At 32.3% G+C, this 23,270-nt stretch carries 24 protein-coding genes; 17 read left to right on the top strand and 7 right to left on the bottom strand.

The annotated features are described in order from the left end of the window. Positions 1–192: 192 nt before the first annotated feature. Entirely contained in the window at positions 193–591 is a 399-nt protein-coding gene (locus tag ACZ2G2_RS15885) for an acyl-CoA thioesterase (protein WP_090840664.1), read from the top strand. Here the strand turns inward: ACZ2G2_RS15885 and ACZ2G2_RS15880 are convergent. The 5 genes from ACZ2G2_RS15880 to ACZ2G2_RS15860 all read right to left on the bottom strand — a co-directional run bounded on the left by ACZ2G2_RS15880 (position 580) and on the right by ACZ2G2_RS15860 (position 4,191). Next, the gene (locus ACZ2G2_RS15880) at positions 580–1,191 is read right to left on the bottom strand and encodes an IMPACT family protein (RefSeq protein WP_470393289.1); all 612 of its coding nucleotides are present in this window, start codon (positions 1,189–1,191) and stop codon (positions 580–582) included. The genes ACZ2G2_RS15885 and ACZ2G2_RS15880 overlap by 12 nt on opposite strands. A 2-nt stretch (positions 1,192–1,193) precedes the next feature. Beyond that, positions 1,194–2,057 (bottom strand): DMT family transporter, encoded by an 864-nt coding sequence (locus ACZ2G2_RS15875; RefSeq protein ID WP_281846668.1) that lies wholly within the window; start codon positions 2,055–2,057, stop codon positions 1,194–1,196. Then, positions 2,057–2,668: an HAD-IA family hydrolase gene (locus tag ACZ2G2_RS15870; protein ID WP_470393287.1), complete on the bottom strand. Its 612-nt coding sequence runs from the start codon at positions 2,666–2,668 to the stop codon at positions 2,057–2,059. Before ACZ2G2_RS15870 ends, ACZ2G2_RS15875 begins: the two co-directional genes overlap by 1 nt. Positions 2,669–2,745: 77 nt before the next feature. Beyond that, positions 2,746–3,732, bottom strand: coding sequence for a bifunctional diaminohydroxyphosphoribosylaminopyrimidine deaminase/5-amino-6-(5-phosphoribosylamino)uracil reductase RibD (gene ribD, locus ACZ2G2_RS15865; protein WP_470393285.1), 987 nt, complete (start codon positions 3,730–3,732; stop codon positions 2,746–2,748). A gap of 3 nt (positions 3,733–3,735) precedes the next feature. After that, the gene (locus ACZ2G2_RS15860; protein WP_090840552.1) at positions 3,736–4,191 is read right to left on the bottom strand and encodes an LEA type 2 family protein; all 456 of its coding nucleotides are present in this window, start codon (positions 4,189–4,191) and stop codon (positions 3,736–3,738) included. Between the two features lie 66 nt (positions 4,192–4,257). Between ACZ2G2_RS15860 and ACZ2G2_RS15855 the strand changes: the two genes are divergently transcribed. From ACZ2G2_RS15855 to ACZ2G2_RS15840, 4 genes are all read left to right on the top strand, one after another. Beyond that, positions 4,258–4,752 (top strand): GNAT family N-acetyltransferase, encoded by a 495-nt coding sequence (locus ACZ2G2_RS15855; protein ID WP_245741134.1) that lies wholly within the window; start codon positions 4,258–4,260, stop codon positions 4,750–4,752. Between the two features lie 6 nt (positions 4,753–4,758). Continuing rightward, positions 4,759–5,631 carry a peptide chain release factor N(5)-glutamine methyltransferase gene (gene prmC, locus ACZ2G2_RS15850; protein WP_470393282.1) on the top strand — a complete coding sequence of 291 codons (873 nt, stop codon included), beginning with the start codon at positions 4,759–4,761 and terminating at the stop codon, positions 5,629–5,631. 66 nt (positions 5,632–5,697) lie between these two features. After that, a complete protein-coding gene (gene ligA, locus ACZ2G2_RS15845) occupies positions 5,698–7,692 on the top strand; it encodes an NAD-dependent DNA ligase LigA (protein WP_090840548.1) in 1,995 nt (664 codons plus the stop codon). A gap of 140 nt (positions 7,693–7,832) precedes the next feature. Continuing rightward, positions 7,833–8,501: a hypothetical protein gene (locus ACZ2G2_RS15840; protein WP_470393280.1), complete on the top strand. Its 669-nt coding sequence runs from the start codon at positions 7,833–7,835 to the stop codon at positions 8,499–8,501. Between the two features lie 8 nt (positions 8,502–8,509). Here ACZ2G2_RS15840 and ACZ2G2_RS15835 read toward each other — a convergent pair whose 3' ends face one another. Continuing rightward, entirely contained in the window at positions 8,510–9,427 is a 918-nt protein-coding gene (locus tag ACZ2G2_RS15835; protein ID WP_470393278.1) for a bifunctional metallophosphatase/5'-nucleotidase, read from the bottom strand. A gap of 8 nt (positions 9,428–9,435) precedes the next feature. Further along, the gene (locus ACZ2G2_RS15830) at positions 9,436–10,194 is read right to left on the bottom strand and encodes a 5'-nucleotidase C-terminal domain-containing protein (RefSeq protein ID WP_090840542.1); all 759 of its coding nucleotides are present in this window, start codon (positions 10,192–10,194) and stop codon (positions 9,436–9,438) included. A 72-nt stretch (positions 10,195–10,266) separates the two neighbouring features. Between ACZ2G2_RS15830 and ACZ2G2_RS15825 the strand changes: the two genes are divergently transcribed. The 12 genes from ACZ2G2_RS15825 to coaE all read left to right on the top strand — a co-directional run bounded on the left by ACZ2G2_RS15825 (position 10,267) and on the right by coaE (position 23,205). Continuing rightward, positions 10,267–10,794 carry a DUF6913 domain-containing protein gene (locus tag ACZ2G2_RS15825; RefSeq protein ID WP_470393276.1) on the top strand — a complete coding sequence of 176 codons (528 nt, stop codon included), beginning with the start codon at positions 10,267–10,269 and terminating at the stop codon, positions 10,792–10,794. Beyond that, the gene (dapA, locus tag ACZ2G2_RS15820) at positions 10,787–11,674 is read left to right on the top strand and encodes a 4-hydroxy-tetrahydrodipicolinate synthase (RefSeq protein ID WP_470393274.1); all 888 of its coding nucleotides are present in this window, start codon (positions 10,787–10,789) and stop codon (positions 11,672–11,674) included. The genes ACZ2G2_RS15825 and dapA overlap by 8 nt, the downstream gene beginning before the upstream one ends. Before the next feature lie 108 nt (positions 11,675–11,782). After that, positions 11,783–12,583, top strand: a complete 801-nt coding sequence (locus tag ACZ2G2_RS15815; RefSeq protein ID WP_090840535.1) for an outer membrane protein assembly factor BamD — start codon at positions 11,783–11,785, stop codon at positions 12,581–12,583. An 8-nt stretch (positions 12,584–12,591) separates the two neighbouring features. Beyond that, a complete protein-coding gene (locus tag ACZ2G2_RS15810) occupies positions 12,592–12,921 on the top strand; it encodes a DNA-directed RNA polymerase subunit omega (protein WP_090840534.1) in 330 nt (109 codons plus the stop codon). A 4-nt stretch (positions 12,922–12,925) separates the two neighbouring features. After that, complete coding sequence (gene coaBC / locus ACZ2G2_RS15805) at positions 12,926–14,137, top strand: bifunctional phosphopantothenoylcysteine decarboxylase/phosphopantothenate--cysteine ligase CoaBC (protein WP_470393273.1); 1,212 nt, start codon at positions 12,926–12,928, stop codon at positions 14,135–14,137. Further along, entirely contained in the window at positions 14,130–15,017 is an 888-nt protein-coding gene (porD, locus tag ACZ2G2_RS15800) for a type IX secretion system protein PorD (protein WP_272022920.1), read from the top strand. Before coaBC ends, porD begins: the two co-directional genes overlap by 8 nt. Before the next feature lie 76 nt (positions 15,018–15,093). Next, a complete protein-coding gene (gene recN / locus ACZ2G2_RS15795; protein WP_470393271.1) occupies positions 15,094–16,746 on the top strand; it encodes a DNA repair protein RecN in 1,653 nt (550 codons plus the stop codon). Between the two features lie 97 nt (positions 16,747–16,843). Continuing rightward, positions 16,844–17,668 (top strand): enoyl-ACP reductase FabI, encoded by an 825-nt coding sequence (locus ACZ2G2_RS15790; protein WP_090840528.1) that lies wholly within the window; start codon positions 16,844–16,846, stop codon positions 17,666–17,668. 249 nt (positions 17,669–17,917) lie between these two features. Then, positions 17,918–20,569, top strand: coding sequence for a T9SS type A sorting domain-containing protein (locus tag ACZ2G2_RS15785; protein WP_470393269.1), 2,652 nt, complete (start codon positions 17,918–17,920; stop codon positions 20,567–20,569). Positions 20,570–20,642: 73 nt separating this feature from the next. Then, positions 20,643–21,650 (top strand): glycosyltransferase family 2 protein, encoded by a 1,008-nt coding sequence (locus tag ACZ2G2_RS15780; RefSeq protein ID WP_470393268.1) that lies wholly within the window; start codon positions 20,643–20,645, stop codon positions 21,648–21,650. Then, positions 21,650–22,609, top strand: coding sequence for a YbbR-like domain-containing protein (locus ACZ2G2_RS15775; RefSeq protein WP_470393267.1), 960 nt, complete (start codon positions 21,650–21,652; stop codon positions 22,607–22,609). The genes ACZ2G2_RS15780 and ACZ2G2_RS15775 overlap by 1 nt, the downstream gene beginning before the upstream one ends. After that, on the top strand, positions 22,606–23,205 hold the full coding sequence (gene coaE, locus ACZ2G2_RS15770) for a dephospho-CoA kinase (protein WP_470393266.1): 600 nt from the start codon (positions 22,606–22,608) through the stop codon (positions 23,203–23,205). The genes ACZ2G2_RS15775 and coaE overlap by 4 nt, the downstream gene beginning before the upstream one ends. The last annotated feature ends 65 nt before the right edge of the window (positions 23,206–23,270 follow it).

The following is a 23,270-nucleotide window of genomic DNA, read 5'->3' as shown; positions in this document are numbered from 1 at the left end:
GTTAAATTTAAAAGGTATTTCTAAGTTAGTTACTTTTGTTCTGATAATAGCAATGAACAGTTCCGTTCTTAAGCTTGGCAAATATGTGAACAAAAAACGTAAAAAAAAAATGAATTACTATTGAATATTCAGTTTTTTTTGTGCATGTTGTTTAGCAATTCGAAACTACAAAAAATATTTAAGATAATGGGTATAAAACAAGATGAAATTGAAATAAGAGTACGTTATGCGGAAACCGATCAGATGGGTGTGGTTCATCATGGGAATTACGCATTATATCTAGAAATGGCTAGAATTGAATGGCTACGAAAATTAAACATTTCTTACCGAAAAATGGAGGAAGAAGGGATTGGTTTACCAGTTGTGTCTATGGCTTTAAATTTCAAAAAACCAATACTTTATGATGATGTTATTAAAGTAAAAACACAACTTAAAAAGGCACCTACAGCGATGGTTGAATTTGACTATGAAATACTAAATGATTTGGGTCAAATTATGTGTACAGCAAGTGTGGTTTTAGCTTTTTTAGACATGAAAACAAAACGTCCAACTAGACCGCCAAAGTATTTTTTAGATGCTTTAAATGGATAATGATTTTATATTTACTTCGTAAATATTTTCAAAAATTTCAAAAATTGTAGACGCATCTTTTTTTCTAACCAAAATTGTGATTTGACAATCTAATTCTAATTTTTGGTTAATAACCTTTAGATTTTTCTCTTTTATAACCCGCATGACTTTATTCATGTTTTTATAATCAAAAGTGATTAGAAAGGTTTTGTTAATGGTGCGTGTTACAATTTTGGATGCTTCTAAAGCTAATTGGGCGCCTGTTTTGTAAGCATTTATTAAGCCTCCAACACCTAATTTAACGCCTCCAAAGTATCGCACAACAACTATAAGTATATTGGTGACTTCAAACGATTGGATTTGCCCGTAAATAGGCATTCCTGCACTATTGTTTGGTTCTCCGTCGTCATTGGCACGATAAGCAATAGTTTCAGTACCAATTTGATAAGCATAACACCAGTGTCTGGCTTGGTGGTGTTGTTTTTTTAATTCTTCTAAATGTTGCTTAATGTCTTCTTCTGTTTTTACAGGAAAAGCATAGCCAAAAAATTTAGAGTTTTTATCCTTAAAAAGGACCTCTTCAGATGGTTTTGTTATTGTTTTGTAAGCGTCGTTTTCCATAATTATGCTAAAGTTACCAAAAGTATTGATAGTATAGCAACGCCAATACCAATCCAGTTTTTTGGAAGTAGTCGTTCTTTAAAAAGTGCAAGACCTAATAATGTAGATAACATGACTATGGCAACATTGTTAACAGTAAATATAGTGGAGCTTTCAAAATTGTCTGCATTTAATGCTTTTAACAACATGTAAATAGAGTAGTAGTTAACAATACCTAAAATAACACCTGCAACAACACTTTTTGGATCAAAAGTGAATGTTTTTTGTATCGCTTTCGCGGAAAGTAGGCCAATACCAATCAATCCGGCTATAAAAAATATAGTTGCAGAAAATATTGGAATACCATTATCTGCCACATACGTAGTTTCTAAATATTTTATAGAGGTATCAATAGTTCCTGATCCTAAAAATAGTATTATCGGTAGCCATAAACTTTTAATTGAAAACCGGGCATTAGTTTTTTCTTTCTGAGACGCTAGATATACTGCAACCAATGCTAAAATAATTCCAATACCTTTTTGCCATCCTAAACTTTCGTTATAGACAAAAAGTCCAAAAATTATTGGTATCACAACACTCATTTTACTAGCTACGGATGCTACAGATAACCCGATACGTTGCGCGGTCAGAGCCATGACATTAAAAATTGCTATAAACAGAAATCCTAATCCAATAGCACCAAAAAACCATTTAGAGCTTATGATGTCTTCAATAATAACTGGAGAATCATAACTTAAAATACCACAAGTAAACGCAGTAAAATAATTAAATACAATGGTTTGTAATGTGTTAATGTTTCTTTTTCCAATAACTTTAAAAATCACAAAAATTAAAGTAGAAGCACAAATACTAAAAATTAAATACATTAAAACAAATCTTTTTTAATGGTAAATAAATCTATAATATCTTGTGTTTTTGGATCGTTATTCCAAACATTTATACCAAGCGTGCTTGCAGCATCAGTGTTTTCTTTAGTATCATCAATAAAAAGACATTCTTCAGGTTTAAGCTTGTTTTGATCTAGTACAAACTGGAAGATATCCGCGTTTGGTTTACGTAACTGAATTTCGTGAGATAAGTAAAACTTGTTAAACGCATTTTTAAAATCGTCGTAAAACGAAATATGCTTTTGGATACATTCTATATGCAGTGCATTGGTGTTACTTAATAGTATCAGATTGTATTTTTTGTCTTTTGCTAGTTGTTGTATAAACTCTAAACGACTAGACGGAAAGTCACAGATAATATAATTCCATGCTTCAGTAATCTCTTTTTTTGATAGTTTAGGAAAGTTGTCCATGTAAAAATCAATAAACTCGTCTGTATCAATCAAACCTTGTTCGTAAAAGCTATTAAAAGCAATCAGTTCTTCTGATAATTCTTCAATTTCAAATAACTCTAAAGCGTTAGTCATAGCGCCTTCTTTATTTAAATTGATAAAGACATCTCCAAAATCGAATATTATAGTTTTAATCATAGTTTTTTATTTCTGCTACAGCATTACGCTATAGTTGTATTGGTCAGTTCTAATTTGTTTACTTAAACGTATTAGTGTTATCTGTTTTTATTAGTGTAAATATTTAATGTATCGTCTAAAATCGTAGTGTCTTTTATTAATTGGCCATCAAATTTAGGAGCTTTAATACCGTCTTTAAATTTGATTTTTCCAGAAAACACTCTAGCTTCATCCCATAAATTGGCATCAATAAATAGTTGTAAGGTTTTAGAGCCACCTTCTATAATTATTGAGTTTATGTTTTCTTTGTGTAGATGGTCGCAAATTGTTTTTATCGTATGGTCTTTGAATGTAATTGTTTCTGCGTCTGTATTAAATATAGCATATTGATCAGATAATAAATTATTACGATCTAAAACAATACGGACAGGGTTTTGACCAGTCCAATCTCTGACATTTAAGGTAGGATTATCTTTAATAACTGTATTTGTCCCCACTAAAATAGCTTGCTCTTCGGTTCTCCATTTATGTACTAATTGCCTAGAATAGGTATTAGTAATCCAAACGGGTTTTTGTTCGTCTTTAGTTTTTGGCGCAATAAAGCCATCGATTGATTGGGCCCATTTTAAGATAATATACGGACGTTTTTTGTTATGAAACGTAAAAAAACGTTTGTGATGTGCTTTGCATTCGGCTTCTAAAACACCAACTCTAACATTACGACCTGCTTCCATTAGTTTTTTGATGCCTTTTCCGGCAACCTCAGGGTTGTCATCCACGCAGCCAATAACAATATTTGGTATTTGATGATGGATTATTAAATCGCTACAAGGAGGTGTTTTTCCATAATGACTGCAAGGTTCTAGTGTAACATAAATTGTAGCTTCTTTTAATAAAGCTTTGTCTGTAACACTATTTATGGCGTTGACTTCAGCATGCTTACCACCATATTTACTAGTAAAACCTTCGCCTATAATCTGGTCATTTAACACAATAACACTACCAACCATTGGATTTGGACGTGTTTGTCCTAATCCATTTTTAGCAATTTGTAAAGCGCGTTTTATGTAATATTGATCCGTCAAATTTTAAAGTTTGATTTTTACATTTTCAGTTCTGTCCACTTTGTAAGTGTGAGAAAACCCAAGGACTTTATATTTTATTTCGCCAATATATTGGACTTTTAGTTTTTTGTTCAAAAAGCTACCCAGCAAGCTGCTTAAATTTTTGTTACTTAAAAGGCTGTCTGTAGGTATTTTGGCTTGTAAAGGAATACTAAATTCTTTTTTAGCTGGTACTTTAAAACTTTCGCTAGTTACAGAGGCTAACTCACTATTATTAACAATAACTTTAATCCCGTCTGTTTTTAATTGACCACTAATATTATTAGGGTTTAAAAAAAAGGCATCTGCAGTAATTGTAATAAATTTAGAAGTCGATTTTAGTACTTTTATATTTTCAACTTTAATAAACTCTGGCTTCTCTGTGACTTTACAGCTAATAAAACAGGTTAATATTGTTAATAAGATTAGTGTGCTCTTCATGTGTCTTTTTTTAGATTTAATGTATCTTCATCCTCTAAAATATAAGGACAAAAATACTATTTAAAAGTGACTAATACTACTATTGAAATAAGAGAAATCCAGCCGGAAGACAATGCGCAAATTGAAGCAGTTATACGTGGTGTTTTTATTGAATATGATATGCCATTAGTGGGTACAGCGTATACAGATAAAGAAACGCCAAAAATGTTTGAATCTTATGCAGGAAAAAACGAAGTGTATTACGTTGTTGTTGTGGACGGTAAGGTAGAAGGTGGTGGTGGTTTAAAACCATTGAATGGTATGGAGTCTGATGTTTTTGAAATTCAGAAAATGTATTTTTCTAATCGCTTACGCGGAAAAGGCTTTGGTAAAAAACTATTTGAAAAGTGTTTAAATAAAGGGCAATCACTAGGTTTTAAAAAGGCGTATTTAGAAACTATTCCAACTTTAAAAGAAGCGATTCATATATACGAATCTAATGGATTTACACATTTAGAAGGACCATTAGGTGATACTGGTCATTTTAGTTGTGGTGTTTGGATGGAAAAAAAACTACAATAATTATAGATGTTAGTAAAAGATTTAAAACAAATATTCCATAAGGAACTAGATGCTATTTATGGTAAAGACGAAGTATTTTCCTTTTTCTTTATGTTAACGGAACAGTATTGTAATATTTCTAGACTGGATGTAGCGTTAGACACTAAAATAAGTATAACAAAGGAAGAGCAAGAACCACTATTTAAGGCATTAGAGAGCTTAAAACAACATACACCAATACAATATATTTTAGGCGAAACAGAATTTTATGGGTTGCCTTTTAAAGTTAATGCTAATACATTAATACCACGACCAGAAACAGAGGAGTTGGTACAGTTGGTTGTTGATGCTTATCCTGAACAAAATAGCAAGGCTAAGGTTTCGATATTAGATATTGGTACAGGAAGTGGTTGTATAGCCATTAGCTTAGCAAAAAATATAGTACCAAGTTCTGTTTCTGCGCTTGATGTTTCCGCGAAAGCGTTAGAACAAGCTAGACAAAACGCGGTATTAAATAATGTCGAGGTTGATTTTGTTGCTGGTGATATATTAACAATGACTGAAGGAGATTCTGCTTTCAAAAACATAACGTTTGATGTTATTGTTTCTAATCCGCCCTATGTTAGAAACTTAGAAAAGTTAGAAATGCAGGCTAATGTATTAGAAAACGAACCACATTTGGCATTGTTTGTAGCGGACGATAATCCGTTGCTTTTTTATAAAGCAATTACAGGTTTTGCAGTGCAACACTTGAAACAAAATGGTCAATTGTTTTTTGAAATTAACGAATACTTAGGTCCTGAAATGATTCAGCTTTTAGAAGATAATGGATTTAAAGATGTCCAATTAAAACAAGATTTTTTTGGAAAAGACCGTATGGTAAAAGGGACTAAAGGGTAGTTGTAGATTTGGTTAAAAGCAATAGTCCGCAACAAGAGTAATTATTAGATTTAGAAGTAAAACAGCATGAGCATACAATTAAAAATAAACGCATTAAGAGATCAGTTAAGAGAGCATAATTATAATTATTATGTTTTGGATAATCCGACTATTAGTGATTACGATTTTGATATACAATTAAAAGAATTACAAGCTTTAGAGGAGGCTCATCCTGAATTTTATGATGCTAATTCGCCAACATTGCGTGTAGGTGGTGCAATAACCAAAAACTTTAATACTGTTGTGCATAAGCATAGGATGTATAGTTTGGATAATTCTTACTCTTTAGAAGATTTAAAAGATTGGGAGACAAGAATTAAAAAAAGTATTGATGGTGATGTTGAATATGTTTGTGAGCTTAAATATGATGGTGCGTCTATAAATTTAACGTATCAAAATGGTAGCTTGCTAAAAGCTGTGACGCGTGGTGATGGTATGCAAGGGGATGAAGTGACACCAAATATAAAAACAATAAACTCTGTGCCTTTACAACTAAAAGGAGATTATGCTGAAGAGTTTGAGATTAGAGGAGAAATTATTTTGCCTTATGATGGATTTATTAAAATGAATGAAGCGCGTGTGGAAAATGGCGAAGAGCCTTATAAAAACCCACGTAATACAGCATCAGGAAGTTTAAAATTACAAGATAGCGCAGAGGTGGCTAAGCGCCCTTTAGATTGTTTATTATATGGTTTAGTTGGTGGTGATTTTGATTATAAAACACATTTTGAAAGCCTAGAAAAGGCACGAAAAATGGGATTTAAAGTACCAAAAGAAGCTAAGTTGTGCCAAAGTATAGACGAGGTTTTTGAGTTTATAAATCATTGGGATCAAGCAAGACATAATTTGCCTTATGAAACCGATGGTGTTGTTGTTAAAGTGAATAATTTACATCAACAAGACGAACTTGGATTTACATCTAAAGCGCCACGTTGGGCAATGGCTTATAAGTTTAAAGCAGAACAGGTAAGTACGGTTTTAAATAGTATTACTTACCAGGTTGGGCGCACAGGTGCTATTACGCCTGTTGCTAATTTAGAGCCAGTAGAGTTGGCTGGTACTATTGTAAAACGTGCATCTTTACATAATGCTGATCAAATTGAAAAATTAGATATTAGAGTAGGGGATACGGTTTATGTTGAAAAAGGTGGCGAAATAATCCCTAAGATTATTGCTGTAAATTTAGAAGAACGCCCTGCAGATTCTAAGCCAACAGAATACATTACTAACTGCCCTGAATGTGACACGCTGCTAAAAAGAGAAGCTGGTGAAGCAAAACATTTTTGTCCAAATTATAATGGATGTAGTCCTCAGGTTATTGGACGTATACAACATTATATTTCGCGTAAAGCAATGGATATTGAAGGTTTAGGTGGTGAGACTGTTGCATTGTTAGTCAAAGCAGGTCTAATACATAATTATGCTGATTTATACACGTTGACTAAAGATCAAGTGTTACCATTAGAGCGTATGGCGGAAAAAAGTGCTGATAATTTATTAGCAGGTATTGAAGCCTCTAAACAGATTCCTTTTGAGCGTGTATTGTTTGCTTTAGGAATTCGTTTTGTTGGAGAAACCGTAGCTAAGACATTAGCAAAACATTATAAAAGTATTGATGCGTTAGCGTTTGCATCGGTTATAGATTTGGAGCAAGTCAATGAAATTGGTATTAGAATAGCGGAGAGTGTTGTGGATTTCTTTTCGGACCCAAAAAATCAAGATATAGTTAATAGACTAAAGACTTATGGTTTGCAATTACAGATTTCGGCAGAAAAACTTGCTAGTCAAACCGATAAGCTTAAAGGTCAAGTTATTGTGGTTTCAGGAGTATTTCATTCGGTTTCAAGAACAGAACTCAAAAAACTAATAGAAGATAATGGTGGTAAAGTTAGTAGCTCAATCTCTTCTAAGACTAGTTATATTGTAGCAGGAGACAATATGGGGCCGAGTAAAAAAGATAAGGCAGAAAAGCTAAATATTGAGTTAATTACAGAGCAGGATTTTTTAAATAGCTTAGAGTAAGGATATTAAAAATCGGATAAACTACTTTTTATTGCGTTAAATTACATTTTTGTGTATCTTCGTAATCTCAAATCTTTAAAATGAAGTTAACAAAGTTCAATGTCGTCTCGATGTGTCTGGTTATTCTTGTCCTATTTATTATGACAGGAAGGATCTTTGATATGCCGATAGTGTCCGACTATTCTTGGATTTTTGTGTTTCCACTTTTTGCATATCTTTACTATGGCTTAACAAAAGAGCATAATCATTTCTTTGGTTTTTTTTTAATAGGATTTTCTATTGTAGAAATATTAAAAGTTGTGTTTGATGGTAATGAATTGATTGGGGTTTATGGTGCTAATTATCTTATTATAGCAACTTATTTATCTTTAATAATCTTTTTAGTTAAAGATTTAGAAATTAAAAAGATATTTAAGGACTTTAAACTGCCAATAGTTGTTTTGGTAGTCTTTAATGCCTATATAATTTATGCTTTAAACGAGATGATTTTGGAAGATCCAAAGGTTGAAACAGATTCTTTGGATTTTGTGATAGACGTAGTTTATAACGTATTTATTCAATTAGTGCTATCATTGGCATTAATACACTATTTATACCATCAAACTAAGCAAAGTTTACTGTTGTTTTTGGCTAGTGTGTGCATTGTGTTTTCAGAAATGGTTCAAGTGGCTTATTTGTTTATTTCTTCAGAACAAATATTAGAAATTATTTACTCGACGTTAATGGGGTTAGGATTCTATTTCTTGTATGTCTATATTAAAATTAGACATTTTGATTCTTATAAAACAGAATCCCCAGCCATAGTATAACGCTACTGTTATACTATAATAGATGTTCCTTCTGCTTTCTTAGTACTGTCAGGTTCAAAGTAAAAATCAATCTTACCTAAGTTTATTCCGTAACAACCTACTTGGTTTACTAACACATTTTTACCTTCTAAGTTTTGTGCAACTGTAGGTTTTGGTAAAAAAGTATGTGTATGTCCTCCAATAATAAGGTCAATGTCTTTGGTTGCTTTAGCTAAACTTAAGTCGCTAATTTTATCAGGATTTTTCTTGTAGTTATACCCTAAGTGAGATAAACAGATTATTAAATCACATTTTTCGTCCTTTTTTAGGATTCTAGTCATTTCTTGAGCAGCTTCAATAGGATCCAAATATTTAGTTTCTTTAGACATTGTTTTGTCAACTAATCCATCCAATTCAATTCCTAATCCAAAAACACCAATTTTAATACCTTCTTTTTTAAAGATTTTATACGGTTTAACATGCGTATCCATTACGGTATTTGTAAAATCGTAGTTAGCAGACACAAAACCAAAACTAGCATGTGGTAATTGTGCATATAAACCGTCGATTCCGTTATCAAAATCATGGTTTCCTATAGTTGCTAAGTCGTATTTAAGCCTACTCATAAGCTTAAATTCTAACTCACCTCCATAATAATTAAAATAAGGCGTTCCTTGAAAAATATCCCCAGCATCTAAAAGTAGCGTGTTTGGGTTTTCTGTTCTTATGTTTTCAATTAAGGTTGCACGTCGTGCTACACCACCTTGATTAGCGTTTCTACCATCTTCAGGTCCAAAAGCATCTATATGACTATGTACGTCATTAGTATGTAAAATGGTGATTTTTTTTGTTTTAGCAGTTGTTGCAAAAGATTGTAATCCATAACCACCAACTGTAATTAATGCAGTAGCAGCTGTTGCTTGTTGTATAAAGTCTCTACGTTTCATTGTTTTGGTTATTTAGTTTGGATAAATCTATTGTCAATTACTGGTTTAATGGTGTCTACTTTTTTGAAGTAGTCTAACATAGCATTTCTAATTTTATAGTTTAAAACGTATAAACTGTCATTAGTTTGAAAAAAGCGCATACCGTCACCACCATTATATAAGTAGTCATTGGTTGCTACATAGTATGTTTTGTCTTTATCAATAGGTTTGTTATTGACTAAGGCTTGCGTAATGCTATAGTTTTTGTCAAGTGTTAGTTGTAATCCACTAATTGGGTGTGGGCGTTTTGCTCTACTTAAGTAAGTGGTTAAACTATCTATTTGTGGGCCTTTTAAAGCTACAACAACAATACTGTTTTCAAAAGGCATGATTTCAAATCCTGTTCTAGTCGTAATATTTCCTTTAGAAAGGATGGAGCGTATACCTCCATGATTTAAAAGTACCATGTCAATATTGTTACCTGTTCTTTTGTTAAAAATAGGATTGCTTTCCTGCATTACTGCATCTGCCATTAAATTACCAATAGCGGTATTTAAATCACCATCATTTTTTGTGTAGGTTTCAGGAGCGTAAGATAAGACCGTATTCATATCCTTATTTAAGCTTTCGCGGAATGGTTTAATATAAGCATCAACATCAGGATCTATTGCTAATGTATCAGTTATAGTTATCTTTTTTCCTTCTATTTTTGTTAACGAGTAAGTTTCGTTCTTACAAGACGACACTAAGACTATCGAAAGTAAGATTAACAGGTGTTTATAATTCATATTTAAAGTTGAATAATTTAAAGCTAATATATAGTTACAATTACTACATTTGTAATAAAGGAATAAAGATAAATGATTTTAAAAGGATTTAAAGAAAAATCTAATAAAAAGTATATTAATAAATGTACCGCTAGTAGAGTTGTAAAGCCTACTAACGCCATTATTAAAACTATTGGAGTAGTTGTTGACGGTCAACAATTTTCTGATTTAGAATGGATTAACCAGCTTGCAGAAAGCTTAAGTGTTAACCTAAATAACCTTAAGATTTTATCCCTTTTTAATACAAAAAAAGAAGAAGTCTCTGTCTATACAAATACCTTTTCTGAAAAAGACCTTGGATGGAAAGGACAATTAAAATCTCAAACAGCAAAAGACTTTGTAGATACTAAGTTTGATTTGTTGATTAACCTTTATCAATCTGATGCTTTAGCGCTTCAAGTGGTGTCTGCCGCAACTCAAGCCCAATTTAAAGTAGGGCTATACGATGCTAATCAGGATCTAAACGATTTAATTATTGAAACTAAATTAGACGATAAGGCACTTTTTAAAACCGAACTAATAAAATATCTAAACATTTTAAATAAATTAAGTAATGAATAACCCTTTTTTAGGTACAGGAGTAGCAATTGTAACACCGTTTAATAATGATTTAACAGTAGATTACAAAGCGTTAGAAAAAATTGTAGAATTTAACATTACCAATGGGACTGATTATATAGTAATAAGCGGTACTACTGGCGAAAGTGTTACAATTACCAAACAGGAAAAAAAGGATATTGTAGAGGCAATAATCAAATTTAATAAAGGACGTTTACCTTTAGTTTTGGGTGTTGGAGGTAATAACACGATGGCTGTTATTGAAGAAATTAAAACGACAGATTTATCTGCATTTGCAGGAATTTTATCGGTGACACCTTATTATAGTAAGCCGACGCAAGAAGGCATGTATCAACATTTTAAAGCTATAGCTGAAGTTTGTCCGGTAGATATTATTTTATATAATGTACCAGGAAGAACAGCTAAAAACATGTCGCCAGAAACAACGTTACGTTTGGCAAATGATTTTAAAAATGTGGTAGCGGTAAAAGAAGCCGGAAATAACATGGCACAATATTTAGAGTTAATTAGAGATAAGCCAGAAGGGTTTTCTGTAATTTCTGGTGATGACGATTTAGCTTTAGGTGTTGTATTAGCAGGTGGAGCAGGAGTGATATCTGTAATTGGACAAGCCTTGCCAAAAGCCTTTTCTACAATGATAAATTTAGGTTTAGAAGGAAAAGCTAAAGAGGCATATGCACTTCATTTTAAAATGATGGATATTGTTAGTTTGATTTTCTCAGAAAATAATCCTGCAGGAATTAAAGCAGTATTAAACAATCTAGAACTTTGTAATAAAACGGTTAGATTACCGTTAGTTGAAGCAACAGAAATACTACAAAACAGTATAGCGGATTTTATGACAAATTTTAATAAAAGTTAAATTATACTTAATCCTACGTTAAACTTGATTCCTTCAATTAATTTAGCAATCAAATTATATTTTTAAAATCCATTTAAATAGCGTATTTTTGCGCTTCGTTAAAATTTTATGAAGAATTTATTTTACATCTTAATCACATTTTTATTTTTTACTTCTTGTAGTGAGTATCAAAAGGCGCTTAAGTCTGAAGATATTGCTGTAAAGTTTGCCTTAGGGGAACAGCTTTATAAGGATGGTAAATATAGTAAGGCAAGTCGTTTATTTGATCAAATAGTGCCAGCGTATAGAGGTAAACCTCAAGCTGAAAAACTAATGTTCTTAGATGCGGATTCTTATTTTCATATGGGATTAAATGCTCAAGCTGGATTTAGATTTGAACGTTTTGCAAAGTCATACTCTAAAAGTGATAAAGTTGAAGAAGCGTATTATAAAAGTGCGTTAAGTTATGCAGCGTTATCTCCTGTGTTTTCTAAAGAACAACATGATACAGAGCATGCTTTAGAAAAACTGCAAGTATTTGCAAACTTATACCCTAATTCAGAGTTCATGCCTAAAATCAATGAGCTAGTTAAAGAATTACAATATAAGTTAGAATTAAAGGCATATAGTACAGCAAAACAATACAATCACATTTCAGATTTTAAAGCTTCTATAAGTGCTTTTGATAATTTTATTGGAGACTTTCCTGGGACGTCTCTGCGTGAAAAGGCATTATTTTATAAATTTGATTCAGCTTACCATTTAGGAATGAAGAGTGTAGAATCAAAAAAACAAGACAGATTAACTACAGCTATATCTTACTACAATAGTTTTAAGAAAGTAAATGCAGACTCAGAGTTTAATAAGGATGCAGATAAAATGGTTGAAGATTTAAAAGAACAATTAGAAAAATATAGTACCAAAAGCTAATATATATTATGGATTTAAAAAAAATCGACGCTCCGTTATCAACAACGACGTATAACAGAAATATTATTGATGCACCAACAGGTAACATCTACGAAGCTATTTCAGTTATTGCAAGAAGATCAGAGCAAATTAATTCTGAAATTAAAAAGGAATTAATTGAGAAGCTAGAAGAGTTTGCTACATATAATGATAGCTTAGAAGAAATTTTTGAAAACAAAGAACAAATTGAAGTGTCTAAGTTTTACGAAAAACTTCCTAAACCTCATGCTTTAGCTGTTCAAGAATGGTTAGATGGTAAAATTTACCATAGAAATACAGAACAAGATAACCAAGACTAATTATATGTCAATATTAAGTGGCAAAAACGTACTATTGGGCATCAGTGGTGGTATTGCTGCTTACAAGACGGCTACATTAGTTAGATCATTTATAAAAGCAGGTGCAAACGTACAAGTCGTTATGACACCTGCTTCTAAGGATTTTGTAACACCGCTTACATTGTCCACACTTTCCAAGAATCCAGTACACTCAACATTTACAAACGACCAAGATGATAATGCTATTTGGAATAACCATGTAGAATTAGGGCTTTGGGCTGATTATTTTGTAATTGCGCCAGCAACAGCTAATACGTTGTCAAAAATGGCGAATGGTACTTGTGATAACCTATTATTAGCCACTTATTTATCTGCAAAATGTAAAGTGTATTTTGCGCCAGCAATGGATTTGGATATGTATATCCATCCCTCTTCTGTACAGTCCTTTGAGACGCTTAAAAATTATGGTAATATCATGATACCGGCTACTTCAGGTGAGCTAGCTAGTGGATTGGTTGGACAAGGTCGTATGGCAGAGCCCGATGATATTGTCTCTTTTATAGAGAAAGATATTATTAGCGGATTACCCTTAAAAAACAAAACCGTTTTAATAACTGCAGGACCAACCTATGAGGCTATAGATCCAGTACGATTTATTGGGAATCATTCTTCAGGAAAAATGGGCTTCGAGATTGCTAAAGCAGCAGCTAATCTTGGTGCAGAAGTTATTTTAATAACGGGACCAACCCACCAAACTGTAAAGCACAGTTTAATTACGGTAATGCCTGTAGTGAGTGCGCAAGAGATGTATGATGCAGCTCATCTTCATTTTAATAATTCTGATATCGCAATATTGTCTGCAGCAGTCGCAGATTATAGACCAAAAAATGTAGCTACTCAGAAAATAAAAAAGAAGACAGCTACGTTAACATTAGAACTAGAGAAGACCAAAGATATTTTAGCTTCTTTAGGAGCTATAAAAACAAATCAATTTCTAGTTGGCTTTGCATTAGAGACTAATAACGAATTGGAGCACGCAAAATTGAAGCTAAAAAAGAAGAATTTAGATTTAATTGTTTTAAATTCGTTAAACGACAAAGGTGCAGGTTTCAAGTCTGATACTAATAAAGTAACCCTAATTAATAAGGACGAAGAAGCAACGGTATACCAATTAAAGTCTAAAACAGAAGTTGCTAAGGACCTTTTTAACACCATAATAAATACAATACATGCGTAATCTATTATTCCTATTTATATTTTGTTTTAGTGTATCAATTCATGCACAAGAGTTAAATGCGACAGTAGTTGTAAATGCGCAACAAACCGGTAACGAAAACTTACAGCAGTTTAAAACACTAGAGACACAATTAAAGGAATTTATTTCTAGTACTAAATGGACAGATAGAAAGGTTTTACCTCAAGAACGTATAGACTGTAATTTTGTAATTAATATTAGCGAATACTCAGGTAACAATTATAAAGCGACAATCCAAGTGCAGTCTTCAAGACCTGTTTTTGGCGCTAGTTATACTACCCCAACCTATAATATTAACGATAAGGATTTTACATTTGAATACATCGAGTTTCAAAGTTTGATATACAATCCAACGCAATATGCTTCTAATTTAATTTCGGTTTTAGCATATCATGTAAATATGGTTTTAGGTATGGACGCAGACACGTTTAAACCAGAAGGTGGAGACGAGTATTTTAAGCAAGCACAAAATATTGTCAATTTTTCTCAACAAGAAAATTATTCAGGTTGGAAATTATCTGACGGATTACAGAGTAGATTTGCATTGATAGATAATTTATTGTCACCAACTTTTAAGGCGTTTAGAACAGTAATGTATAATTATCACAGACGTGGTTTAGATGTTATGAGTGCTAATCAAAAGGATGCCAAAACAGAAATTGCTATGGCTTTAGATTTGTTTGGAGATATGAATAGAACCCGTCCAAATTCATATTTACTTCGTGTGTTTTTTGACGCCAAAGCCGAAGAGATTGAGCAAATTTTCTCAGACGGTCCTAGTGTAGATATTACAGATTTAATAGACACACTTAATAAAATCGCTCCAATGCATTCTTCTAAATGGAGAAACATTAAAATCTAGATATATTTATTTTCATTCTTAAAAAGCGAAAAATCAAAACTTTTCTCTTTTTAACTTTTAACTTTTCACTTTAAGAATGCTTACAGGATTAACTATAAAAAACTACGCTTTAATAGATCAACTTCAAGTTAGCTTTAATGATGGGTTTACCATTATTACAGGAGAAACAGGAGCAGGTAAATCTATATTATTAGGCGGTCTTTCTTTAATTTTAGGTAAACGAGCTGATTTATCAAGCTTACGTAATCCTGAAAATAAATGTATAATTGAAGCTACTTTTGATATTTCAAAATACAAGCTAAAAGGACTATTTAAAGAACAAGATTTAGATTACGAGACGCAAACAATAATTAGACGAGAAATTTTACCTTCAGGAAAGTCAAGAGCATTTGTTAATGACTCGCCTGTAAACCTATCTAGCTTACAATCTTTAGGTGAGCAGTTAATAGATATACATTCTCAGCACGAAACCATGCAGTTGGTAGATGATGCGTTTCAGTTTCAGGTAATTGACGCTTTAGCTAAAACGGATCGTGATTTAGAAACGTATACGCTTCATTTAAAAAGTCATAAAACACTTAATAAGGAATTAAAGCAATTACAACAGTTTCAAGCTGAAGCGTTGAAAGAGCACGATTATAACGCTTTTTTGTTAAACGAATTAGTTGAGGCTAATTTAAAGGAAGGCGAACTTCAAGAATTGGAAGAAGACTTTGAGTTATTAAATAATGTTGAAGTTATCCAACTTAAATTAGAAGAGGCAAATGCATTATTAAGTGAAGAGCAGGCAGGTGTATTAACTTCTTTAAGAGACTTGAAAGCAGCATTGCAAAAGTTAGCGACAATTTCTACTACCTATCAAGATTTGTTAGATAGGGTAACTAGTAGTTTGATTGATTTAGATGATGTTTTAGTAGATATAGAGCGTTTCGAAGGTAACCTTGATGCAGATCCAAACCGATTGGAAATTGTTAATGCCAAATTAGCAACCTTAAATAACTTGACGCAAAAGCATTTAGTTAAAACAGTAGAGGAGTTAATTATAATACGTGATGATTTATCTAAAAAAGTGGCAGCGACGGAAAATGCTGATCAAGACATTTTAGATAAGGAACAAGAAATAAAAGCAGTCGAAAAATTATTAAATACAGAAGCAAAACAAATTACAGAGAAACGTAATAAGGCTATACCAGATTTAAAGAAACAGTTAGAAGCTATCTTAAGTCAGTTAGGTATGCCAAATGCACAATTTAATATTAGCTTAGAGGTTTCTGATACTTTTTTATATAATGGAAAAGATACTTTAAGCTTTTTGTTTTCAGCCAATAAAGGAGGGCAGTTTAATGTGCTAAAAAAAGCAGCCTCTGGAGGAGAATTATCTAGAATAATGTTAGCCATTAAATCTATTTTATCAAAATATGTGAAATTGCCAACTATTATGTTTGACGAAATTGATACAGGTGTTTCTGGAGAAATCTCTAATAAAATGGCAGATATAATGGCATTAATGAGTACAAAAATGCAGGTGTTTAGTATTACGCATCTACCACAAATTGCAGCCAAAGGAAACACACATTATAAAGTGTATAAAAAGGATGTTAATGAAGTAACAACAACCAATCTGGTTAAATTAAACTATGATGAACGTGTTGTGGAATTAGCGCAAATGCTAGGTGGTACGCAATTATCGGATTCGGCAATAGCACATGCAAAGCAACTATTAAATTAGAGGCATAATTTCCGCGAAAACGAAATAAAAAAATTATAAATACTATCTTTGAAGGATATTACAATAAACTAACAAGTCAACTGATAAACTATAAGTTATGTCATACAATTTATTAAAAGGAAAAAGAGGAATTATATTTGGAGCATTAGATGAAAACTCTATCGCTTGGAAAACTGCAGAACGTGTACACGAAGAAGGTGGTACGTTTGTCTTGACTAATGCGCCTGTTGCAATGCGTATGGGGCAAATTGATAAATTAGCAGAAAAAACAGGATCTCAGATTATACCTGCAGACGCTACTAGTGAAGAAGATTTATTAAACCTTGTCAATAAATCTATGGAGATTTTAGGAGGTAAAATTGATTTTGTATTACATTCAATTGGGATGTCTATTAATGTTAGAAAAGGAAAACATTATACGGATCAAAATTATGCTTGGACACAAAAGGGTACGGATGTATCTGCGATGTCTTTTCATAAAACAATGCAGACGTTATATAAGCAAGATGCAATGAATGAGTGGGGAAGTATTGTAGCGTTAACATACATGGCTGCACAACGTGTTTTTCCAGACTATAATGATATGGCAGATAATAAAGCTTATTTAGAGAGTATTGCACGTAGTTTTGGTTACTTTTTTGGAAGAGATAAAAAGGTTAGAGTTAATACAATATCACAATCTCCAACACCAACTACAGCAGGTAGTGGTGTAAAAGGGTTTGACGGTTTTATCGCTTACGCGGAAAAAATGTCGCCTTTAGGTAATGCTACAGCATTAGATTGTGCTAATTACACAGTGTCTTTATTTAGTGATTTAACTAAACGTGTAACATTACAAAACTTATACAATGATGGTGGGTTTAGCAATATGGGCGTTAGTGACGAGGTAATGAATGCTTTTGTAGAGAGTATGGATAAATAGATTAGAAGTCAAAAAACATATTTAAAAAAAGGTCTTGCGTGTAACGTAAGGCCTTTTTTTATGCTTTAAAGTATAGCGTGTAGGAAAAGTATGATAATCAGTTAGTTGTAGTTATATGTTAAAGAAAACAGTTTTTTATCTATGAAAAATGTATTTTGTCGATTTGATAAGGTTGTTTGTTATTCGTTGGTAATTATTCAATATTTTTAAAGAATGATTATTTAATAACTAACTAAAACCAATTTTAATATGAGAAAAATTACTTTTTTATTGTTTGCGCTTATTGCATTTAATATGCAGTCTAATGCACAAATATTTATTCAAGAAAATCTTGACTCGGGCTTTCCTACAGGATGGTCTCAAGTCAGTTATTTTGCTAGTTCAACTGCAACATATGTATGTGAAGGAAGTGGTAATATTGCCGATAATCTGTACGGTAGTGCTTCTAATGATGGTACATTTACCTCTCCAAATTTTGTAGGAGCATCAAACGAAACAGATGCTGTTGTATCTTTTGATTGGTTAGCTAGACCTTATTCAACTAATGCTGTAGACTACATAATTTTTGTTGAATATTCAACTAATGATGGTACTGATTGGAATTTAGTGTCTTCTTTTGCGGTTACAGAAACTACAGCTTGTACAACTTATAGTGAGGTGATTCCTTCAGCAAATATTCCTTTAGGTTCAGATTTTAAATTTAGAATAAGAGGAGAATGGCAAAGTGGAGATAGTTATTTTTATTTAGATAATATTTTAGTTTCTCAAACTTCTGCTGATGCGCCAAATTGTGATTCTGTTTTAAGTGAAACGGAAAATGTATTGACAGATGGATCTATATCTTGGTCCGCAGCAACAGGTATACCTGCAGGTTATTATATTTCAGCTGGTACTGCATCAGGTGTAAACGATATTGCTGATAACGTAGACAATCTTAATAGTACTTCTTATGATTTGGGTGCTTTAGCAGATGGAACAACTTATTATGTAACAATTACTCCTTATAACGATAATGGTAGTGCTCAAGATTGTATTGAACAATCTTTTTTTACTTTAACAGCTCCAGTAAATAATGATTGTTTAGAAGCAATAGCACTAAATGTTAATGCAGATTTATCTTGTACTGAAGTTATTTCAGGAACTGTTTTTGGAGCATCAGCTTCTGGTGTCGATAATTGTTTTGGTACAGCAAATGATGATGTTTGGTATAGCTTTGTAGCAACTAGCAATGCACATGTTGTGTCTTTAACTAATGTAAGTGGTAGTGCAACAGATTTATATCATACAGTATACGATGCATCTCCAGGATGTGAAGCATTAACTACAGCAACTGCTTTAACTTGTTCTGATAGTAATACTAGCACTACTGTAGGGTTAATAATTGGAAATACATACTTTGTACAGGTATATACTTACACATCAACAGCGGGTCAAACTACAGTTTTTGATGTTTGTGTTGGAACGCCACCAGCACCACCAGCAAATGATGATTGTTCAGGAGCTATTGCTATAACTTTATCTGAAGATGGGACTTGTAATGAAGCTATGTCAGGAACAACTGAAAATGCATTAGCCAGTTCAACGGGATGTACAGGAGGAAAAGATGTTTGGTATACCTTTACAGCTACAGAAGATGCCAATTATATAGCAAATGTTACTGAAACATTTGAATCGGCTAGTTTTGTGGCTACTTATATTGCAGCTTTTGAAGGAGGATGTGACGGTTTAACAACAGTTGGGTCGTCTGCTAGTTGTTTTAATTCATCAGCACTAACTATAGCAGCAACTAGTGGTACAACTTATTATATTAGCATTAGAAGTAGTTCTACTACAGCGTATACTGAGTTTGATGTTTGTGTTTATCAAGCACCAGCACCACCAGAAAATGACGATTTTGCAAATGCACTAGCTATCGCTTGTGGTGACGTTGTTACAGGTAACACAACTTCTGCATCTTTAGATGAAGACGACGCTCCTGATGCGGCTCCTGATGGAAATGAAAATGGAGCAGATACTGATTCTCCTAACATTTGGTATAGTTTTATGGGAACAGGTGATATTTTAGAGTTGTCTACTTGCGTTAACACAGATTTTGACACTGAAATATTAGTGTTTACAGGTACTTCAGGTGCTTTAACTTTAGTAGATGAAGGATATGATGAATGTGGTTCAAATTATGAAGCTTCAACTTCTTTCACAACTGTAGAGGGTACACAATATTGGATTTCAGTCGAAGGATATAGTTCAACTAGTACAGGTAACTTTGAATTAAGTGTAACATGTACTACACCGCCACCAGCAAACGATGAATGTGCAACTTCAGAAGCTTTAACTTTAGGAGTAGAAATTACAGGAGATAATACTGGTGCAACAGATTCTGCTTTAGCAACAGATTGTTTTACAGGTGTAATATCAGATTTATGGTATTCATTTGTAGCTCCTGCTTCAGGAGAGGTTACAGTAACAACTACCGCTGCTCAATATGCTGTTTATAGTGATTGTGCCGGTGCTGTAGTTGGCGAGTGCAATGTATCTGTAGTTGGTGATTTAACGGAAGGAACTACGTATTATGTTAGAGTTAGTGATGATGGAACTGCAAGATCACAAGTTACAGGTTCTTTTACTTTATTAGTTTCAGAAGCAGTTTTAAGTACTTCAGACTTTACTAATCAAAGTTTATTTTCTTACTATCCAAACCCAGTTAGCGATAACTTAACATTAAAAGCTCAAAAAGAGATTTCTAATGTATCTGTTTATAATATGATTGGACAAGAAGTTTATAGAAACGCACCAAACAGTGTTAACAATTCTGTAGACATGTCTAACTTACAGGCAGGAGCTTACTTTGTTAAAGTAACTATTGATAATGTAACAGAAACAATAAAAGTAATTAAGAAGTAATCTTAAACTTTAATACAATTAAAAGCCACCTTTTTAGGTGGCTTTTTTTATGCGATTAACTTACATTTGTAACATGCAATTAAGTTATTCTTTTATCATACCCGTTTATAATCGTCCTGTAGAGATTGAAGAGCTTTTAGAGAGCTTTTTAAAGTTAAGCGGTACGTTTAGTTATGAAATTGTAATTGTGGAAGATGGGTCGACTATAACCTCTCAGTCCGTAATAGATAAGTATAATACGCAGTTGGATATAACCTACTATTTTAAACCGAATTCGGGACCTGGAGATTCAAGAAACTTCGGAATGCAAAAAGCAAAAGGGAATTACTTTATTATTTTGGATAGTGATTGTTTATTGCCTAGTAATTATTTAATTGAAGTTGACCGTAGTTTAAAACAAATTTACGTAGACTGTTTTGGAGGACCAGATAAAGCACATAAATCATTTTCTAATCTTCAAAAAGCAATAGATTTTAGTATGACTTCTGTAATAACAACAGGAGGAATCAGAGGTAATAAGGCTAGTTTAGACAAGTTTCAGCCTAGAAGTTTTAATATGGGATTATCTAAAAAAGCATTTGAAGCTACAAAAGGCTTTGGTAATATCCATCCAGGAGAAGATCCTGATCTATCTATACGGTTATGGAATTTAGGTTTTAATACAGTATTAATCCCGGAAGCCTACGTTTATCATAAAAGACGTATTTCTTGGTCTAAATTTTATCAACAAGTCTATAAATTTGGTTCTGTAAGACCTATTTTAAACCAATGGCATCCGCAAACTAAAAAGCTGACTTATTGGTTTCCGTCAGTATTTACACTTGGTGCTATTTTTGCTATAATATTTGCGCTTTTCAATATTTACTTACCAATATATTTAGTCTTATTCTATTTTAGTCTCGTTTTTGTTATAGCTTTAATCACAACAAAAAATGTGATTATTACATGTCAGGCGTTGTTAGCAGTATGTATTCAGTTTTTTGGATATGGCTATGGATTTTTAAAGTCCACTTTAATATTAAGTATAAAAAAAGATAAAGCAGAAGTGCTATTTCCTCATCTGTTTTTTAATAATAAATAATGCAAACCATAAAATCTAAAATATTAGGATTGTTTAAGAGCAAAAAGATAAATGTCTTTTTACTGTTCTTCTTGTTAGCGTTTTCAATTTTAGTATTAACTAAATTATCTAAAGTTTATACAGCAACACTAACTTTTGATGTAAATCCAATAAATGTAGATGACACATTTGTTTTAATAAATCAAGACAATGCTAAGTTAAATATAACATTAGAAACCTATGGATTCGATTGGCTTAGATATGCAATAAATCGCCCGCTTTTAGACATTGATTTTAACACTGATATAGTAAAAAAAGACTCATCACTTATCTGGAGTATGTCTCGTGGCTTTGCAAATATTAACAAGCAGTTTAGTAAAGAGAAAAAAATAATTAGCATCAATCCAGATACTTTATCGTTTAAGTATGATAGTAATAGTATAAAATATGTTCCAATAGTGCTGCATGCAAATATTAAATATGCGCCTGGTTATAATACGTTGGATGTGGTTAAAACGAAACCAGATAGCATAAAGTTGATTGGACCAAGTTCTATACTCAGAAAAATTAAAAAGATAGATACGGACAACTTGGATGTCTTAGATGTTAAAGCCAATATTAATAAAATACTAACCTTACAATTGGATAGTATAGGTAATAAGGTAAAGACAAACTTAAAGCAAGTACAATTGGAAGTTAAGGTTTCTAAGTTTTCAGAAGGTGTGGTTAGTCTTCCAATAGAGGTTATTAATGTTCCAGAAGGTATAACGCTTAATTATTTTCCAAAACAGATTTCTTTAAGCTATGCTACCAGTTTAGAAAACTTTAAGAATATATCAGCACAAAATTTTAAAGTGGTTTGTAATTATAAAGACGCTATAGATAATTCGTTTTTAACTCCAAATTTAGTAAAACAACCTGCTAGTGTTAAAAATATAAGGTTGTTACAGCAGAAAATTGAATTTATTATAAAAGAATGACACCAATAATTGTAGGATTAACAGGAGGTATAGGTAGTGGTAAAACTACAGTTGCTAATTTTTTTAAAGACTTAGGTGTGCCTGTTTATATAGCAGATACAGAAGCTAAGGCTTTAATGAACCGTTCTAAAATTATAAAACGAAAACTAGTACAGCTTTTTGGAGACCAAGCATATATTGACGCGTCATTAAACAAACCTTTTATTGCGAGTCAGATTTTTAACAACAAAGTATTATTACAACAAATGAATGCTATTGTACACCCAAAAGTTGCAAAACACTTTGCTAATTGGGTAAAGAAACAAGAGTCAGACTACGTTATTAGCGAAGCTGCTATTATTTTTGAAAACGGTAGCTACAAAAAATATGATGTCATCATAACAGTAGTGGCACCTGAAGACGTTAGACTTAAGCGTGTAGTTAAGCGTGACGAGTCTTCTTCTGAAAAAGTAAAAGCCATTATGAAAAACCAATGGAGCGATAAACAAAAAACTGAACTTTCAGATTTTGTGATAACTAATGTAAATTTAGAAGACACAAGGCTCCAAGTAGGAAAAATCCATGCTAAAATCTTAAATAGCGCAACAAATCATTAAATTTTAACGTTTTTGTTAATGTAAGGTTAAATGCAAGGAATCCTAAATGTTAAAATATTAGTTTT

The sequence above is a fragment of the Olleya sp. KKT75 genome (assembly GCF_055635485.1).
This window is presented reverse-complemented; position numbering and strand designations above follow the sequence as displayed.

What these genes read in the sequence shown, in the direction of transcription:
- ACZ2G2_RS15870 (WP_470393287.1), bottom strand. Translation starts at nt 2,668, where the DNA reads ATGATTAAAACTATAATATTCGATTTTGGAGATGTCTTTATCAATTTA.
- ACZ2G2_RS15835 (WP_470393278.1), bottom strand. Translation starts at nt 9,427, where the DNA reads ATGAAACGTAGAGACTTTATACAACAAGCAACAGCTGCTACTGCATTA.
- ACZ2G2_RS15860 (WP_090840552.1), bottom strand. Translation starts at nt 4,191, where the DNA reads ATGAAGAGCACACTAATCTTATTAACAATATTAACCTGTTTTATTAGC.
- ACZ2G2_RS15815 (WP_090840535.1), top strand. Translation starts at nt 11,783, where the DNA reads ATGAAGAATTTATTTTACATCTTAATCACATTTTTATTTTTTACTTCT.
- ACZ2G2_RS15790 (WP_090840528.1), top strand. Translation starts at nt 16,844, where the DNA reads ATGTCATACAATTTATTAAAAGGAAAAAGAGGAATTATATTTGGAGCA.
- coaE (WP_470393266.1), top strand. Translation starts at nt 22,606, where the DNA reads ATGACACCAATAATTGTAGGATTAACAGGAGGTATAGGTAGTGGTAAA.
- ACZ2G2_RS15840 (WP_470393280.1), top strand. Translation starts at nt 7,833, where the DNA reads ATGACAGGAAGGATCTTTGATATGCCGATAGTGTCCGACTATTCTTGG.
- ACZ2G2_RS15780 (WP_470393268.1), top strand. Translation starts at nt 20,643, where the DNA reads ATGCAATTAAGTTATTCTTTTATCATACCCGTTTATAATCGTCCTGTA.
- prmC (WP_470393282.1), top strand. Translation starts at nt 4,759, where the DNA reads ATGTTAGTAAAAGATTTAAAACAAATATTCCATAAGGAACTAGATGCT.
- recN (WP_470393271.1), top strand. Translation starts at nt 15,094, where the DNA reads ATGCTTACAGGATTAACTATAAAAAACTACGCTTTAATAGATCAACTT.
- dapA (WP_470393274.1), top strand. Translation starts at nt 10,787, where the DNA reads ATGAATAACCCTTTTTTAGGTACAGGAGTAGCAATTGTAACACCGTTT.
- ACZ2G2_RS15810 (WP_090840534.1), top strand. Translation starts at nt 12,592, where the DNA reads ATGGATTTAAAAAAAATCGACGCTCCGTTATCAACAACGACGTATAAC.
- ACZ2G2_RS15875 (WP_281846668.1), bottom strand. Translation starts at nt 2,057, where the DNA reads ATGTATTTAATTTTTAGTATTTGTGCTTCTACTTTAATTTTTGTGATT.
- ACZ2G2_RS15830 (WP_090840542.1), bottom strand. Translation starts at nt 10,194, where the DNA reads ATGAATTATAAACACCTGTTAATCTTACTTTCGATAGTCTTAGTGTCG.
- ACZ2G2_RS15825 (WP_470393276.1), top strand. Translation starts at nt 10,267, where the DNA reads ATGATTTTAAAAGGATTTAAAGAAAAATCTAATAAAAAGTATATTAAT.
- porD (WP_272022920.1), top strand. Translation starts at nt 14,130, where the DNA reads ATGCGTAATCTATTATTCCTATTTATATTTTGTTTTAGTGTATCAATT.
- ACZ2G2_RS15775 (WP_470393267.1), top strand. Translation starts at nt 21,650, where the DNA reads ATGCAAACCATAAAATCTAAAATATTAGGATTGTTTAAGAGCAAAAAG.
- ACZ2G2_RS15785 (WP_470393269.1), top strand. Translation starts at nt 17,918, where the DNA reads ATGAGAAAAATTACTTTTTTATTGTTTGCGCTTATTGCATTTAATATG.
- ACZ2G2_RS15880 (WP_470393289.1), bottom strand. Translation starts at nt 1,191, where the DNA reads ATGGAAAACGACGCTTACAAAACAATAACAAAACCATCTGAAGAGGTC.
- ligA (WP_090840548.1), top strand. Translation starts at nt 5,698, where the DNA reads ATGAGCATACAATTAAAAATAAACGCATTAAGAGATCAGTTAAGAGAG.
- coaBC (WP_470393273.1), top strand. Translation starts at nt 12,926, where the DNA reads ATGTCAATATTAAGTGGCAAAAACGTACTATTGGGCATCAGTGGTGGT.